Origin of the sequence: Stenotrophomonas hibiscicola ATCC 19867, from assembly GCF_000382065.1 — a bacterium.
GTDB lineage: Bacteria > Pseudomonadota > Gammaproteobacteria > Xanthomonadales > Xanthomonadaceae > Stenotrophomonas > Stenotrophomonas hibiscicola.
This window is the reverse complement of record NZ_KB907504.1, coordinates 98,844-114,154: the sequence shown is the minus strand read 5'-3', so window position 1 is coordinate 114,154 and position 15,311 is coordinate 98,844. Positions and strand designations below refer to the sequence as shown.

The 15,311-nt window shown below is 66.9% G+C and carries 13 protein-coding genes; 9 read left to right on the top strand and 4 right to left on the bottom strand.

Annotated elements, in window-relative coordinates; all coding sequences use genetic code 11:
• Window positions 1-6: 6 nt before the first annotated feature.
• Together G370_RS0118215 and G370_RS0118210 are read right to left on the bottom strand one after the other, a co-directional pair.
• Window positions 7-1,617, bottom strand: a complete 1,611-nt coding sequence (locus tag G370_RS0118215) for a carboxyl transferase domain-containing protein (protein WP_019661873.1) — start codon at window positions 1,615-1,617, stop codon at window positions 7-9.
• Between the two features lie 10 nt (window positions 1,618-1,627).
• Window positions 1,628-2,791, bottom strand: coding sequence for an isovaleryl-CoA dehydrogenase (locus G370_RS0118210; RefSeq protein WP_019661872.1), 1,164 nt, complete (start codon window positions 2,789-2,791; stop codon window positions 1,628-1,630).
• A 161-nt stretch (window positions 2,792-2,952) separates the two neighbouring features.
• On the opposite strand from G370_RS0118210, the gene G370_RS0118205 reads away from it, so the two are divergent.
• The 3 genes from G370_RS0118205 to G370_RS0118195 all read left to right on the top strand — a co-directional run bounded on the left by G370_RS0118205 (window position 2,953) and on the right by G370_RS0118195 (window position 5,964).
• Complete coding sequence (locus G370_RS0118205) at window positions 2,953-3,570, top strand: TetR/AcrR family transcriptional regulator (RefSeq protein WP_019661871.1); 618 nt, start codon at window positions 2,953-2,955, stop codon at window positions 3,568-3,570.
• Window positions 3,571-3,789: 219 nt separating this feature from the next.
• Window positions 3,790-4,308: a c-type cytochrome gene (locus G370_RS0118200; RefSeq protein ID WP_005407662.1), complete on the top strand. Its 519-nt coding sequence runs from the start codon at window positions 3,790-3,792 to the stop codon at window positions 4,306-4,308.
• Window positions 4,309-4,518: 210 nt separating this feature from the next.
• Entirely contained in the window at window positions 4,519-5,964 is a 1,446-nt protein-coding gene (locus G370_RS0118195) for an ExeM/NucH family extracellular endonuclease (protein ID WP_019661870.1), read from the top strand.
• Between the two features lie 302 nt (window positions 5,965-6,266).
• On the opposite strand, the gene G370_RS0118190 is transcribed toward G370_RS0118195, so the two are convergent.
• On the bottom strand, window positions 6,267-7,124 hold the full coding sequence (locus G370_RS0118190) for an EamA family transporter (protein WP_019661869.1): 858 nt from the start codon (window positions 7,122-7,124) through the stop codon (window positions 6,267-6,269).
• Window positions 7,125-7,167: 43 nt separating this feature from the next.
• Between G370_RS0118190 and G370_RS0118185 the strand changes: the two genes are divergently transcribed.
• The 4 genes from G370_RS0118185 (at window position 7,168) to G370_RS0118170 (ending at window position 13,100) form a co-directional block, all read left to right on the top strand.
• Complete coding sequence (locus tag G370_RS0118185; protein WP_019661868.1) at window positions 7,168-7,839, top strand: alpha/beta hydrolase; 672 nt, start codon at window positions 7,168-7,170, stop codon at window positions 7,837-7,839.
• On the top strand, window positions 7,836-8,936 hold the full coding sequence (gene zapE / locus G370_RS0118180) for a cell division protein ZapE (RefSeq protein ID WP_019661867.1): 1,101 nt from the start codon (window positions 7,836-7,838) through the stop codon (window positions 8,934-8,936). Before G370_RS0118185 ends, zapE begins: the two co-directional genes overlap by 4 nt.
• Before the next feature lie 594 nt (window positions 8,937-9,530).
• A complete protein-coding gene (locus G370_RS0118175; protein WP_019661866.1) occupies window positions 9,531-11,933 on the top strand; it encodes a ribonucleoside-diphosphate reductase subunit alpha in 2,403 nt (800 codons plus the stop codon).
• 147 nt (window positions 11,934-12,080) lie between these two features.
• Window positions 12,081-13,100, top strand: a complete 1,020-nt coding sequence (locus tag G370_RS0118170) for a ribonucleotide-diphosphate reductase subunit beta (protein ID WP_019661865.1) — start codon at window positions 12,081-12,083, stop codon at window positions 13,098-13,100.
• A 134-nt stretch (window positions 13,101-13,234) separates the two neighbouring features.
• Here the strand turns inward: G370_RS0118170 and G370_RS0118165 are convergent, their stop codons facing one another.
• Window positions 13,235-13,870, bottom strand: coding sequence for a LysE family translocator (locus tag G370_RS0118165; protein WP_019661864.1), 636 nt, complete (start codon window positions 13,868-13,870; stop codon window positions 13,235-13,237).
• A gap of 152 nt (window positions 13,871-14,022) precedes the next feature.
• Here G370_RS0118165 and G370_RS0118160 point away from each other — a divergent pair, with 152 nt between their 5' ends.
• Both G370_RS0118160 and G370_RS0118155 read left to right on the top strand, forming a co-directional pair.
• Window positions 14,023-14,424 (top strand): acyl-CoA thioesterase, encoded by a 402-nt coding sequence (locus G370_RS0118160; RefSeq protein ID WP_005407672.1) that lies wholly within the window; start codon window positions 14,023-14,025, stop codon window positions 14,422-14,424.
• A 43-nt stretch (window positions 14,425-14,467) separates the two neighbouring features.
• On the top strand, window positions 14,468-15,283 hold the full coding sequence (locus tag G370_RS0118155; RefSeq protein WP_019661863.1) for an NAD-dependent protein deacetylase: 816 nt from the start codon (window positions 14,468-14,470) through the stop codon (window positions 15,281-15,283).
• Window positions 15,284-15,311: the final 28 nt, after the last annotated feature.

The following is a 15,311-nucleotide window of genomic DNA, read 5'->3' as shown; positions in this document are numbered from 1 at the left end:
CACGGGTTACATGCGGAACACGCCGAAGCGCGTCTGCTGCGGGGCGGCGTTGAGGCTGGCCGACAGCGCCAGGGCCAGTACCCGGCGGGTGTCGGCCGGATCGATCACGCCGTCGTCCCACAGGCGCGCGCTGGCGTAGTACGGGTGGCCCTGCTGCTCGAACTGCTCGCGGATCGGTGCCTTGAACGCGTCTTCCTCCGCCGCCGGCCACTGGCCGCCCTTGGCTTCGATGCCATCGCGCTTGACCGTGGCCAGCACGCTGGCGGCCTGCTCGCCGCCCATCACGCCGATGCGCGCGTTCGGCCACATCCACAGGAAGTTGGGCGAGTACGCACGGCCGCACATGCCGTAGTTGCCGGCACCGAACGAACCGCCGATGACCACGGTGAACTTGGGCACCCTGGCGCAAGCCACCGCCATCACCAGCTTGGCGCCGTCCTTGGCGATGCCGCCCTGTTCGTACTTGCGGCCGACCATGAAGCCGGTGATGTTCTGCAGGAACACCAGCGGGATGTTGCGCTGGGTGCACAGCTCGATGAAGTGCGCACCCTTCAGTGCCGACTCGGAGAACAGGATGCCGTTGTTGGCGATGATGCCGATCGGGTAGCCGTTCAGATGGGCGAAGCCGGTGACCAGCGTTGCGCCGTAGCGCGGCTTGAATTCGTCGAAGCGTGAGCCATCGACCAGCCGCGCGATCACTTCGCGCACGTCGTAGGGCTTGCGCGTATCGGCCGGGATCACCCCGTACAGTTCGTGTGCCGGCAGCAGCGGTTCCTCGGGCGCCTGCACCGCCATCGCCGGTTCCGGCTTGCGCCAGTTCAGCTGGGCGATGATCGCGCGCACCCGTGCCAGCGCCTGCAGGTCGTTGTCGGCCATGTGGTCGGCCACGCCGGAGATGCGCGTGTGCACATCGGCACCGCCCAGTTCCTCGGCCGTCACCACTTCACCGGTGGCCGCCTTCACCAGAGGCGGGCCGCCGAGGAAGATCGTGCCCTGCTCGCGCACGATCACCGTCTCGTCGCTCATCGCCGGCACATACGCACCACCGGCGGTGCAGCTGCCCATCACGCAGGCGATCTGCGGAATGCCCTGCGCCGACAGGTTGGCCTGGTTGTAGAAGATCCGGCCGAAATGATCGCGGTCGGGGAAGACTTCGTCCTGCAGTGGCAGGAACGCGCCACCGGAATCGACCAGGTAGATGCACGGCAGGTGGTTCTGTTCGGCGATCTCCTGCGCGCGCAGGTGCTTCTTCACCGTCATCGGGTAGTAGGTGCCGCCCTTGACCGTGGCATCGTTGGCCACGATCACGCATTCCACGCCGCTCACGCGGCCGATGCCGGCCACTACGCCAGCGGCCGGCACGGCGTCTTCGTACATGCCGTGCGCGGCCAGCGGCGCGATTTCCAGGAAGGCGCTGCCGGGGTCGAGCAGGGCGTCGATGCGGTCACGCACCAGCAGCTTGCCGCGCGCGGTGTGCTTGGCGCGTGCGCCTTCGCTGCCACCCAGCGCGGTGCGCGCGAGGGTGGCATGCAGGTCGTCGACCACGGCCTGCATCGCCGCGCGGTTGCTTTCAAACGTTTCGCTGCCCGGTTGCAGCTGGCTGTTCAGGACGGTCATCGCGTTGGCCTTACAGGGTGCGCTGGAACAGTTCGCGGCCGATCAGCATGCGGCGGATCTCCGAAGTGCCGGCGCCGATTTCATACAGCTTGGCGTCGCGCCACAAGCGGCCGGTCGGGTATTCGTTGATGTAGCCGTTGCCGCCGAGGATCTGGATCGCCTGGCCGGTCAGCCAGGTGGCCTTCTCGGCGGCGTACAGGATGGCACCGGCGGCGTCCTGGCGGGTGGTGCGGCCCTGGTCGCAGGCGCGCGCCACGGCATAGACATACGCACGGCAGGCACCCAGGCCCACGTACATGTCGGCGATCTTGGCCTGGATCAGCTGGAAGCTGCCGATCGGCTCGCCGAACTGGTGGCGCTCGTGCACGTACGGCATCACCACGTCCATGGCCGCGGCCATCAGGCCCAGCGGGCCACCGGACAGCACCACGCGCTCGTAGTCCAGGCCGGACATCAGCACGCGCACGCCACCGCCAACCTGGCCCAGCACGTTCTCTTCGGGAATCTCGCAGTCCTGGAACACCAGCTCGCAGGTGGGCGAAGAACGCATGCCCAGCTTGTCCAGCTTCTGCGCGGTGGAAAAGCCCTTCATGCCCTTCTCGACCAGGAACGCGGTGATGCCCTTGGCGCCGGCCTCCATGTCGGTCTTGGCATAGACCACCAGCACGTCAGCATCCGGGCCGTTGGTGATCCACATCTTGTTGCCGTTGAGCACGTAGCGGTCGCCGCGCTTGTCGGCGCGCAGCTTCATCGACACCACGTCCGAACCGGCCCCCGGCTCGCTCATCGCCAGCGCACCGACCAGGCTGCCATTGCAGAGGCCGGGCAGGAAGCGCTGCTTCTGTTCTTCGTTGCCGTTCTTGCGCAGCTGGTTCACGCACAGGTTGGAGTGCGCGCCATAGGACAGGCCGATGCCACCGGAAGCGCGCGAGATTTCTTCCATCGCCACCACGTGGGCCAGGTAGCCCATGCCGGTGCCGCCGTATTCTTCTTCCACGGTGAGGCCGAGCAGGCCCTGTTCGCCCAGCTTCGGCCACAGGGCCAGCGGGAACTGATTGGTGGCATCGGCCTCGGCGGCCAGCGGTGCGACCTCGGCGGCGGCAAAATGGGCCACGCTCTGGCGCAGCAGGTCGATGTCTTCGCCAAGGTCGAAGTTCAGGGATGGCACGTGCATTGTGGTGGCTCCACGGCGGGATGGCAGGAAATGGACGCACCCGGCGGGGGAGCGGGCGGCGGTCTGCAGGACCGCTGCCCGCACGGGCGATTGGACCCCAGCGTAGCGGGGTTCGGGCAAGAAGTGAATACAAATTCAAAAATTGAAAATAGAATCAAAACATGGCCTATAAACGCTCTGCACTGATGGAAGAACGCCTGGCGGGCGCCCGTGAACGGATCCTGCTGGCCACTCGCGAGCTGGTCGCCACCGGCGGCTGGCGCAATGCACCGGTGACCGCCGTGGCGACCCAGGCGGGGGTGTCTACCGGCCTGATCTACCGGCACTTCCCGTCCAAGGCCGAGCTGTTCGTGGAGGTGCTCAACGCTGCGGTGGCCCACGAGGTCGCGATCATGGAGCGCATCGCCAGTGGCCCGGAGGTGGCCAGTGAGCGCCTGCGGCTGGCGATCGCCGCCTTCGTCCGCCGCGCCCTGGCCGGGCCGGGGCTGGCGCATGCCTTCATCGTCGAACCGGTCGACCCGGATGTGGAAGCCGAGCGCATGCGCGGTCGTCGCGCCTTCGGCGACGTGTTCCTGCGGCTGGTGGAGGAGGGCGTGGCGGCCGGTGAGCTGCCGGCGCAGGACGCGCATGTGGCCGCCGCCTGCCTGGTCGGTGCCTTCACCGAGGCGATGGTCGGTCCCACCGCGCCCAGCCGCGAAGCACACCGCGACGAGGACGCGCTGGTGGACGCAATCTGCAGCTTCTGCCTGCGCGCGATCGGCGCCCCCGCAAAACGGTAGCGCCGGGCCATGCCCGGCGGCTGTTGCCATCCTCGACCGTTGTTGCCGCGCTTCGCGCTCGCCGGGCACGGCCCGGCGCTACCCGCATGCGGCCACGGCCGCATGTTGCGCCGCACCAGCAGTGACGCCTGTTGTCGCACGCAAAGCGCGTTCTATACTCGGTCCATCACGCAGTCGCTCAGCCGTGGTCCAACGACTATCAGCCAGGGGTAACGAAGAGTGCGGAATTACGATCTGGAGTTCCTGAAACGCTTCTCCATGGTGATCGCGCTGCTGGCGACCATCACCCTCGGCCTCATCCTCCTTGCCGCCTACATCCACACCCGGATTCCACCCGAAGTATCGCCGACCGCGGCCAAGCGCACCGAACAGCGCATTTCGCCCACCGGCGCGGTCTATGCCGGCAGCACCGGCGCCGCCGCGCAGGCTGCGGCCAAGGCCGCCGCGCTGGCCAAGGCTGCTTCGCAGGTGGCTTACGGCGGCACCAAGGATGGCAAGGTGATCTTCGACAACCTGTGCACCGCCTGCCATACCACCGGCGTGGGCATGGCACCGACGCTGGACCACTCGCATTGGGACAAGCGCATCGCGCAGGGCAAGGACACCCTCTACAAGCACGCCATCGAGGGCTATACCGGCCCGGATGGCGGCATCATGCCGCCCAAGGGCGGCAACCCGGCACTGACCGAAGAACAGATCCATGCCACCGTGGACTGGATGCTGGGCAACCTGAAATAGCCGCCGCAACGCGCCGCTTCCTGTAGAGCCGAGCCCACGCTCGGCTGCTCTGCGCACGGTGTGGCCAGGCGCAGCCGAGCGTGGGCTCGGCTCTACCACCTACTAAGCTTTGCCCACCGAGGCCTGATTGCCCCTGTGCCCCCGCCGCGCAGGCGGATCTCCGCATTTCAGGGTTAGTCTGTGCGCCCTCTTCCCTGGAATCGCCCGTCGATGCGCCGCCGTTCCCTTGCTCTTGCCCTGTCCCTGCTGCTGCCGGCCAGCGCCTTTGCCCAGGCCCAGCCGCAGGCCGCACCAGCTACGACGCCCGCTGTCGCGCGCAGCAGCGCCACCGTGGTGCTGACCGCCGCACCGGCCGACTGGCGCGCGCTGGATGGCCAGCGCGTGCGCATCGCCGCACCGCTGACCCTGGCCGGTACCGATGGCCTGGAGCGCTTCGGCCAGCTCACCGTGGCCTTCGACGGCCGCCTCTGGCAGGCGACCGAAGTGGCTGCGCCGGGCACCGCCGGCTACGAGCAGGTGATGGCCGACAACCAGCGTCGCCGGCTGGTACTGGAAGATGGCAGTGACGCCCGCGACCCCGCCAGCGTGCCCTACCTGCCGGGCAACCTGGTGCTGCGCACCGGCATGCAGCTGCGCAACGTGGAGGGCATCGTGCGCGTGGATGCGCAGGGCCATCCGCGCCTGCAGGTCGAAGGCGCGCTGAAGCTGCCGGAACTGAAGCGCCCGGAAGTGCCCACGGTGCCGGGCAGCCTGCACGTGGCCGCCTTCAACCTGGAGAACTTCTTCAATGGTGACGGCCAGGGCGGTGGCTTCCCGACCCTGCGCGGCGCGCGCACGCTGGACGAGCACAAGGCGCAGCTCGCCAAGCTGGTCACCACGGTCAACGCCTTGGGCGCCGATGTCGCTGCGCTGATGGAACTGGAGAACGACGGCTACGGTCCGCACTCGGCCATTGCCGAACTGGTCGATGCGCTCAACCGCGACCGCGGCGCGCAGGGCGACTGGCGCTTCGTCGACGCCGGCACCGGCCCCGGCGACAACCCGATCCGGGTCGGGATCATCTACCGAAGCACGCGCCTGCAGCCGGTCGGCAAGCCGGCCACGCTGACCGGCGGCCCGTTCGTCGAGCACAGCCGCGTACCGTTGGCGCAGGCCTTCCAGGGCAATCAGGGGGCGCCGTTCGTGGTGGTTGCCAACCATTTCAAATCGAAGGGTTGCCGTGACGCGGCCGGTGCCGACGCCGACCGCAACGACAACCAGGGCTGCTGGAACGCCACCCGCGTGACCTCCGCGCAGCAGCTGCATGCTTGGCTGCAGACCGACCCGACCGGTACCGGTGTCAAGGACGCGGTGCTGCTCGGCGATTTCAATGCCTACGCGATGGAAGACCCGATCCGCACCCTGCATGACCTGGGCTGGCAGGACGCGTTCAAGGTCGCCAAGGTCGAGCATCCCTACAGCTACGTCTACAACGGCTATACCGGCCGCCTTGACCACGCGCTGCTGAACCCGGGCATGGCCAAGCGCCTGCGCGGTGCCGCCGAATGGCACAGCAACGCCGACGAGCAGGACGCCAGCGGCTACCAGGGCCGCAACGTGCAGGGCCCGTGGCGCAGCTCCGACCACGACCCGCTGCTGCTGGGCTTCGACAGATAGGGTTCGCCGGGGATCTGCTCTGGGAGGGACCTTGATCGGCACGGATGCCGCCGTTGCTTTTTGATCTACCTGTCCGCCTTCAAGCGAGCCGCGCTTCGCAGGTGAATCAGGGGCGAAGAGGCGCCGATGTCTGAGCGCAGCGAGTTCGGCGCCGTCCCCTGGTTCACCGAGAAGCGCAGGGTACCGGTGCACAGCACCGGCTCGCGGCTGGCGGCGCGTTTCTTTTGGTTACTTTTCTTTTCGCGCGAAAAGAAAAGTGACATCCCACCGCGGGCGCGGAAATGGCCCGCCGCAACCAACGCTCACCCCCAGGCGATGAACCCGATCGCCAGCACCGCCAGCGCCAGGCCGGCGCGGTTCCACTTCGTGGTGGCCTCGCCGAAGACGAACATGCCTACCAGCGCGCCCAGCACCACCACGCCGATGTTCATGCCGGCGAACACGGTGGCCGGACTCTCTGGCATCGCCTGGTGCGCCTGCACATAGAAAAGGATGTTGCCGCCATTGAGCAGGCCCAGCAGCGCGCCTGCGCCCAGGTTCCGCCAGGCCAGCCGGCTGCGGCCACGCGCATGCCGCCACAGCTGCAGGGCCAGCATCAGCACGAAGGCCACGCTGATGCTGGCCAGCACCGCCGCCATCGACGGCGTGCCGGACAGCGCCACCTGCTTGAGCAGCACGTCCACCACCGCGAAGCCGCCCCATACGCCCAGCAGCCAGCCCCAGCCACCGGGCGAGGACGCTACGGTCGGGCCGCGCGGGCGCAGGCTGATGGCCACCATCGCCAGCAGGCCCAGGCCGAGCCCGGCCAGCTTCCACGGCGTCGCGGTCTGACCGAAGAACAGGAAGGCGGCGGCCAGCGACAGCAGCAGTGACAGCCGCTGCGCGACATCGCTGCGGACGATGCCGGCCACCGCCACCGCGCGGCCCAGCACCAGGAAGATCGACGGCAGCACCACCGCCAGCGCCAGCAGCGACAGCCACGGCGCATGCGGCGCGCGCAGCGCATCCAGCGGCGGCTGCAGCACCACGGCCGTCAGGGTCGCAGCCACCAGATAGTTCCAGGTGACCATCTGCGCAACATCCAGTTGGCGGCGTCCGGCCACCTTCAACAGCACCGAAACCAGCACGCTGCAGATCACGGCCAAAGACAGGTAGAGCATGGGGCGGGCACAGGGCAGGGGCGGGGGACGGTATCATGGTGCCATGCACAAGCCTTCGTTCCCCGTCGCCCCCGGCGAAACCGCCTGCCTCGAACTGGACGGCCCGGCCGGCCCGCTGGAAGTGGTCGTCGACCTGCCCAAGGCCGATGTACCGGTGCAGCCGATCGTGGCCATCGTCTGCCATCCGCTGTCCACCGAGGGTGGCACCCTGCACAACAAGGTGGTCACCATGACCGCCACCACCCTGCGCGAGCTGGGCATCGCCACGGTGCGCTTCAACTTCCGCAGCGTCGGCGCTTCGGCTGGTACCTTCGACGGCGGCGTGGGCGAGCAGGATGACCTGAAGGCGGTCGCCGCCTGGGTGCGCAGCCAGCGCCCGCACGACCGGCTGTGGCTGGCCGGTTTCAGCTTCGGTTCGTTCGTGTCGCTGAAGGCGGCTGCCGCGCTGCAGCCGGAGGCGCTGATCTCGATCGCGCCACCGGCCGGTCGCTGGGATTTCGACGGTATCGCACCGCCGGCCCGCTGGCTGGTGATCCAGGGCGAGCAGGACGAGATCGTCGACCCGCAGGCCGTCTACCAGTGGCTGGACACGCTGGACTTCCCGCATGAGCTGGTGCGCATGCCCGAGACCAGCCACTTCTTCCACCGCAAGCTGATCGACCTGCGTGGCGCGCTGACCCACGGCGTGAAGCATTGGTTGGGCGCGGCGGCATGAGTGCAACCGAGCTGACCCCGTCGCAGCGGTATGCGGAAGGGGTTGCCCGTGGCGACTGGCAGAACGACCCGGCCCAGCATGCGGCGCTGGCCGAGCTGGACCGCATCCACCTGGGCCTGCTGGATAGTGCCGAGGATGGCTGGCTGGACCGCCTGTCCTCGTTCTGGAAGAAGCCCGAGCCGGTCAAGGGCCTGTACTTCTGGGGCGGTGTCGGCCGCGGCAAGACCTTCCTGGTCGACCTGTTCTACGACGGGCTGCCGATCAAGCAGAAGTACCGCACCCACTTCCACCGCTTCATGCGCAGCGTCCACGAGCGCCTGCGCGAGCACCAGGGCCAGAGCGACCCGCTGGCGAAGATCGCCCAGGAATGGCGCAGCAACCTGCGCGTGCTGGTGCTGGACGAGTTCTTCGTCACCGACATCGGCGATGCGATGCTGCTGGCGCGGCTGCTGGAGCGCCTGTTCGCCGAGGGCGTGACCCTGGTCACCACCTCCAACACCGCAGTGGAGAACCTGTACCTCAACGGCCTGCAGCGCGAGAGCTTCCTGCCGGCCATTGCCCTGCTGCAGCGCTTCTGCGTCGAGCTGTACGCCGAAGGAACCGAGGATTACCGCATGCGCGCGCTGACCCGCTCGCCGGTATACCGCGCACCGCTGGCGGCCGACAGCGATCAATGGTTGGCCACGCGCTGGAACGAGCTGAGCGGCGGCCAGCCGGCCAAGCCCGGCAACATCGAGATCGAGGGCCGCAAGATTCCGGTGCGCGGCCGTGGCAAGAGCATCGCCTGGTTCGATTTCGCCGCGCTGTGCGAAGGCCCGCGCGGGCCCTCGGACTACATCGAGATCGCGCACGAGTTCAACACGGTGCTGCTGGGCGGTATTCCCGCCTTCGACCGCCTGAACGAAGATGCCGCGCGCCGCTTCGTCAACCTGATCGACGAGCTGTACGACCGCCACGTCAACCTGGTCTGCACCGCCAGCACCTCGCCGATCGAGCTGTACACCGGCCAGCGCCTGCAGGGCGCCTTCGAGCGTACCGCCTCGCGCCTGATCGAAATGCAGAGCGCCGAGTACCTGGGTACCCCGCACCGGGCGTGAGCGACGCTGCGGGCGTGCATTGCCGGCCGCTGGCCGGCAATGATTCGGGGGGAGGGCGAAACGGCGTTACCTGCGGCCGCTCCTCCGGCCCGGCCGACACATGCGGCCTCGAGTCGCTGCCCGGCGGGTGATCCCCGACGTCCACCGCATTCCCACCGGCTGCCCACCACCTATCCACAGGGTTGTCCCTAGCCAGCTTCATCACTGTCATGTGAAGCTGTCATTGTTCCGTTTCTGCGGTGCGTTGTGCCACCGCAGTGACGCCTTTCGGGCTTGACTGCGCAGCCCGTTCCGGCGGGTCTGAAGCGTCTGATCAGGGCGCCGATGGCACGATCCTTGCGGCGCAAGGGATTGCCGAATTTCACTACATTTGGCGTTGACGGACCCCATTACCCCCACTATCTTGTGGCCGTCGGTCGCAGCAACCCCAGGTCTGGGGGTGGCAGCAGCACCCATCCGCGATCGTCAACGGCAGTGGCAGGCGCAGGGTCTCATCCTCTGCGACGCCGTCCTGCCATCCTGGGCCGTCATGTCCCGGGCTGCGTCACCCCGATGCATCGAGCACCCCCAAATCACGCCAAGAGGACATACGCCGTGAGCACCGAATCCAGCGCCACCATCGAGAAGGAAAGCGAATTCCTGTTGACGTCGCCGCCGACGGCCAACGCGATGAGTGTGACCAAGCGCAACGGGACCACCGAGCTGGTGGACCTGAACAAGATCGTGCGCGCGGTGCAGCGTTCCTCCGAAGGCCTGCACGCCGTCGATCCGATGCGCGTGGCCACCCGCACCATTTCCGGCCTGTACAACGGCGCCACCACCCGCGAGCTGGACGAGCTGTCCATCCGCACCGCCGCCCTGCTGATCGGTGAAGAGCCCGAGTACGGCCGCCTCGCTGCGCGCCTGCTGGCCAACTACATTGCCAAGGAAGTCTCGGGCCAGGAAATCTACGCCTTCTCGCAGTCGGTCAGCCGTGGCCATGAAGTCGGCCTGATCAACGACCGCCTGCTGAACTTCGTGCAGACCAATGCACGCAAGCTCAACGACGCCATCGACATCTCGCTGGACCTGAACTTCGATTACTTCGGCCTGCGTACCCTGTATGACCGTTACCTGCTGCGCCACCCGCACACCCGCAAGGTGATCGAGACCCCGCAGCAGTTCTTCCTGCGCATCGCCAGTGCGCTGAGCGAGGACGTGTCCGAGACCCTGGCGCTGTACAAGCGCATGGGCAACCTGGATTACCTGCCGTCCAGCCCGACCCTGTTCAATTCCGGCACCACCCACGAACAGCTGTCCTCGTGCTTCCTGCTGGATTCGCCGCAGGACTCGCTGGAGTCGATCTACGCCAAGTACGGCGACATCGCCCAGCTGTCGAAGTTCTCCGGCGGCATCGGCGTCAGCTACACCCGCGTGCGTTCGCGTGGTTCGCTCATCAAGTCGACCAACGGCCACTCCAACGGCATCGTGCCGTGGCTGAAGACCATGGATTCGTCCGTGGCCGCGGTGAACCAGGGCGGCAAGCGCAAGGGCGCAGCCTGCGTGTACCTGGAAACCTGGCACGCCGATATCGAGGACTTCCTCGAACTGCGTGACAACACCGGTGACGAAGCCCGCCGTGCGCACAACCTGAACCTGGCCAACTGGGTACCGGACCTGTTCATGAAGCGCGTCGAGGCCGACCAGGAATGGTCGCTGTTCGATCCGCGCGTGGTGCCGGAGTTCACCGACCTGTTCGGCGAAGCCTTCGAGGCCGCCTACCTGCAGGCCGAAGCCCAGGGCAAGGCCAACCGCACCATCCCGGCGCGCAAGCTGTACGCCCGCATGATGCGTACGCTGGCCGAGACCGGCAACGGCTGGATGACCTTCAAGGACAAGTGCAACCGCGCAAGCAACCAGACCCTGCGTCCGGGCAACGTGATCCACCTGTCCAACCTGTGCACGGAAATCCTGGAAGTCACCTCCAACGATGAAACCGCAGTGTGCAACCTGGGTTCGATCAACCTGGGCAACCACTTCGACGAGCACAACGAGTTCGACTTCGAGAAGCTGGCCGAGACCGTGCGCCTGGCCGTGCGCCAGCTCGACCGCGTCATTGACCTGAACTTCTACCCGATCGAAACCGCCCGCCGCGCCAACCTGCGCTGGCGTCCGGTCGGCCTGGGCTGCATGGGCCTGCAGGATGTGTTCTTCCGCAAGCGCCTGCCGTTCGACAGCGCCGAGGCCCGCGCCCTGTCGAAGAAGATTGCCGAAGCGATCTACTTCCACGCGCTGGAAACCTCCTGCGAGCTGGCCCAGGAACGCGGCAAGCACCCGTCGTTCAACGACACCCGTGCCGCCAGTGGCGAACTGCAGTTCGATGCCTGGAACGTGGTGCCGGAAGACACTGCGCGCTGGGATGCCCTGCGTGAGCGCATCAAGGAACACGGCCTGCGCAATTCGCTGATGATCGCGATCGCGCCGACCGCGACCATCGCCTCGATCGCCGGCTGCTACGAGTGCGTCGAGCCGCAGGTGTCCAACCTGTTCAAGCGCGAGACCCTGTCCGGTGACTTCCTGCAGGTCAACCGCTACCTGGTCAACGAGCTGAAGAAGCTGGGCCTGTGGACGCCGGAAATGCGCGATGCCATCAAGCTGGCCGAAGGCTCCATCGCGGGTCTGCCACAGATCCCGGAAACGCTGCGCGAGGTCTATCGCACCGCGTGGGAACTGCCGATGCGTTCGCTGATCGACATGGCCGCCGAACGTGGCGCCTTCATCGACCAGTCGGCCTCGCTCAACCTGTTCATGGAAAGCCCGAACATCGGCGCGATGTCCTCCATGTACATGTACGCCTGGAAGCAGGGCATCAAGACCACCTACTACCTGCGTTCGCGCCCGGCCACCAAGATCGCCAAGACCACGGTGAGCAGCGCGGCCCCGGCCAAGGTGTTCAGCCCGGACGAAGCCATCGCCTGCTCGCTGGAAAACCCGGAAGCCTGCGAGGCCTGCCAGTAACACACCGCGCGGTGGGTGCCGACCGTTGGTCGGCACTCGAGCACCTCGCACCTGTAGAGCCGAGCCACGCTCGGCCGCAGCACGGAAACACCCAGGTAGCGCCGGGCCACGCCCGGCGTTTTGACCCGAGAAGACAAGGAAACACCCATGGCCGACAAGCCCAAGCAGATGCTGCTCGATCCCGGTTTTGAACTGACCCTGCGCCCGATGCGCTACCCGCAGTTCTATGACATGTACCGGAACGCGATCAAGAACACCTGGACGGTGGAAGAGATCAATTTCCAGATCGACATCACCGACCTGCACAGCAAGATGTCGCCGGGTGAGCGCCACCTGATCCACCGCCTGGTCGCGTTCTTCGCCACCGGCGACTCGATCGTGTCCAACAACCTGGTGCTGAACCTGTACCAGCACCTCAATGCGCCGGAAGCGCGCATGTACCTGTCGCGCCAGTTGTATGAAGAAGCGCTGCACGTGCAGTTCTACCTGACCCTGCTGGACAACTACCTGCCGGACCCGGAAGAGCGCGCCAAGGCGTTCTCGGCGGTGGAGAACATCGACTCGATCAAGAAGAAAGCCGATTTCTGCTTCAAGTGGATCGACTCGATCCAGGACCTGACCCGCATCGAGACCCGCGAGCAGCGCCGCCAGTTCCTGCTCAACCAGATCTGCTTTGCCGCCTGCATCGAAGGCCTGTTCTTCTTCGCTGCGTTCGCCTACGTGTACTACTTCCGGTCGCGCGGCCTACTGCCGGGTCTGGCCTCGGGCACCAACTGGGTGTTCCGCGACGAAAGCGCGCACATGGAGTTCGCGTTCGAGTCGGTGCGCGTGGTGCGCGAGGAAGAGCCGGACCTGTTCGACGAAGAGATGAAGCAGCAGGTCTACGACATGCTGGCCGAAGCCATTGAATGCGAAGTGCAGTTCGCCGAGGACGTGCTGTCCGGCGGCGTGGCCGGCATCTCCACCCGTGACATGCGCCAGTACCTGCAGCACTGTGCCGACCAGCACTTCGCCAAACTGGGCATGGAAAAGAAGTACAACGTGCGCAACCCGCTGCCGTTCATGGAACTGCAGGACGTGCAGGAACTGACCAACTTCTTCGAACGCCGCGTCTCGGCCTACCAGGTCGGCGTGCAGGGCGAAGTCGCCTTCGACATGAACTTCTGATCGAACCGGCCCGGCCTGTCGCAACGAAAAACCCCGGCCAATGCCGGGGTTTTTTGTTGCGCGCCTGCTTTTGTAGAGTCGAGCCATGCTCGACTGCTGTTCGCAAGAAAGTCGAGCATGGCTCGACTCTACAATCAGCGCCGCCCTTCCATCGCCATGCGCACCGCCAACCCGGCCAGCACCGTGCCCATCAGCCAGCGCTGCACCCTCTGCCAGGTGGGGCGCACGGCCAGAAAGCCGGCGATGCTGCCGGCGGTCAGCGCGATCAGGCCGTTCACGCTGACGCTGACCAGGATCTGGGTGGAGCCCAGCACGATCGACTGCATCAGCACGCTGCCTTCGCTGTCCGGATGCAGGAACTGCGGCAGCAGCGACAGGTACATCACCGCGATTTTCGGGTTCAGCAGGTTGGTCAGGAAGCCCATCGTGAACAGCTTGCGCGGGCTGTCCTGCGGCAGGTCGCGCACCGCGAACGGCGAACGGCCACCCGGCTTGAGCGCCTGCCAGGCCAGGTACAGCAGGTACAGCGCGCCGCCGATGCGCAGCGCGTCATAGGCGAACGGCACGGTCATCAGCAGGGCGGTGATGCCCAATGCCGCGCACAGCATGTAGAACACGAAGCCCAGCGCCACCCCGCCCAGCGAGATCAGGCCCGCCATCGGCCCTTGGCAGATCGAGCGCGAGATGACGTAGATCATGTTCGGCCCGGGCGTGAGCACCATGGCCAGCGAAACCAGCGCAAAGGCCAGCAGGTCGGAAGTGGCGGGCATGGGCAGTCCTGGCAGCGGGCGTGGCGCAGTGTAACGCCTGCTGCAGGCGCGGCCTGCGCAGGCACCGCTGCCGGGTGACCGTTGCACGTGCATTCCGATGGCCATCACGCCGGTCGCTTAGAATCCGCAGCACCCCACACCGAAGCACCCCCATGACCCCGATCCCCGAGACCGTGCCGCCCATCGAAGTGCGCATGGCCGAAATCGTCTTTCCCAACCACACCAACCACCTGGGCACCCTGTTCGGCGGCCAGGCATTGGCGTGGATGGACAAGGCCGCCTTCCTGGCTGCTGCCCGCTACTCGCGCCGCACCGTGGTGACCGCGCGCAGCGACCAGGTCGACTTCAAACTGCCGATCCGCATCGGCCAGATGGTGGAAACCATCGGCCGCATTGTCGAAGTCGGCCGCAGCTCGATGAAGGTGGAGGTGGAACTGGTCGCCGAGGACCTGCACAGCGGCGAGCGCAAGCTGTGTACCCGCGGCCACTTCGTGATGATCGCGCTGGACGAGGAAGGCCACCCGATCGCGGTGCCGCCGCTGCCGGCCGCCTGAGCCGGCGCTTGCACGGGCGCTGCGGCGCCCCCATCTGGCAGCCATGACCTCGCCGCTGACCGACTTCATCGACCGCGCCCAGCGCCTGTTCGTGCTGACCGGCGCCGGTTGCAGCACCGCATCGGGCATCCCCGATTACCGGGATGCCGACGGCCAGTGGAAGCGCACCCCGCCGGTGACCTACCAGGCCTTCATGGGCGAGGCCGCTACCCGCCAGCGCTACTGGGCGCGCAGCCTGCTGGGCTGGCCGCGCTTCGGCCTGGCCCGGCCCAACGGTACCCACCAGGCCCTGGCCGCACTGGAGAGCCGTGGCAAGCTGCAGGTGCTGCTGACCCAGAACGTGGACGGCCTGCACCAGCGCGCCGGCAGCCGTAACGTGATCGACCTGCATGGCCGCCTGGACCTGGTGCGCTGCATGTGCTGCGAGCGGCGCAGCGATCGCGGGGAGTTCCAGCAGCGCCTGCTGGACGCCAACCCCGGCTGGGACACGCTGGAGGCCGGCATCGCCCCGGACGGCGACGCCGACCTGGAGACCGATTTCTCCAGCTTTGTGGTACCCGGGTGCCCGCACTGCGGCGGGGTGTTGAAGCCGGACGTGGTGTTTTTCGGCGAGAACGTGCCGCGCGAGCGGGTGGAGGCGGTGCACGAGCACCTGCAGCAGGCCGACGCCGTGCTGGTGGTGGGCTCGTCGCTGATGGTCTATTCCGGCTTCCGCTTCGTGCAGGCGGCGGCCAAAGCAGGACTGCCGGTGGCGGCACTGAACCGTGGCCGCACCCGTGCCGACGACCTGCTGCAGTTCAAGGATGAACGCGATTGTGCTGAGGCGCTGGCGTCGGTTATCGAACCATCGGCTGGGTAGAGTCGACTGTCAGTCGACTCTACAGGCC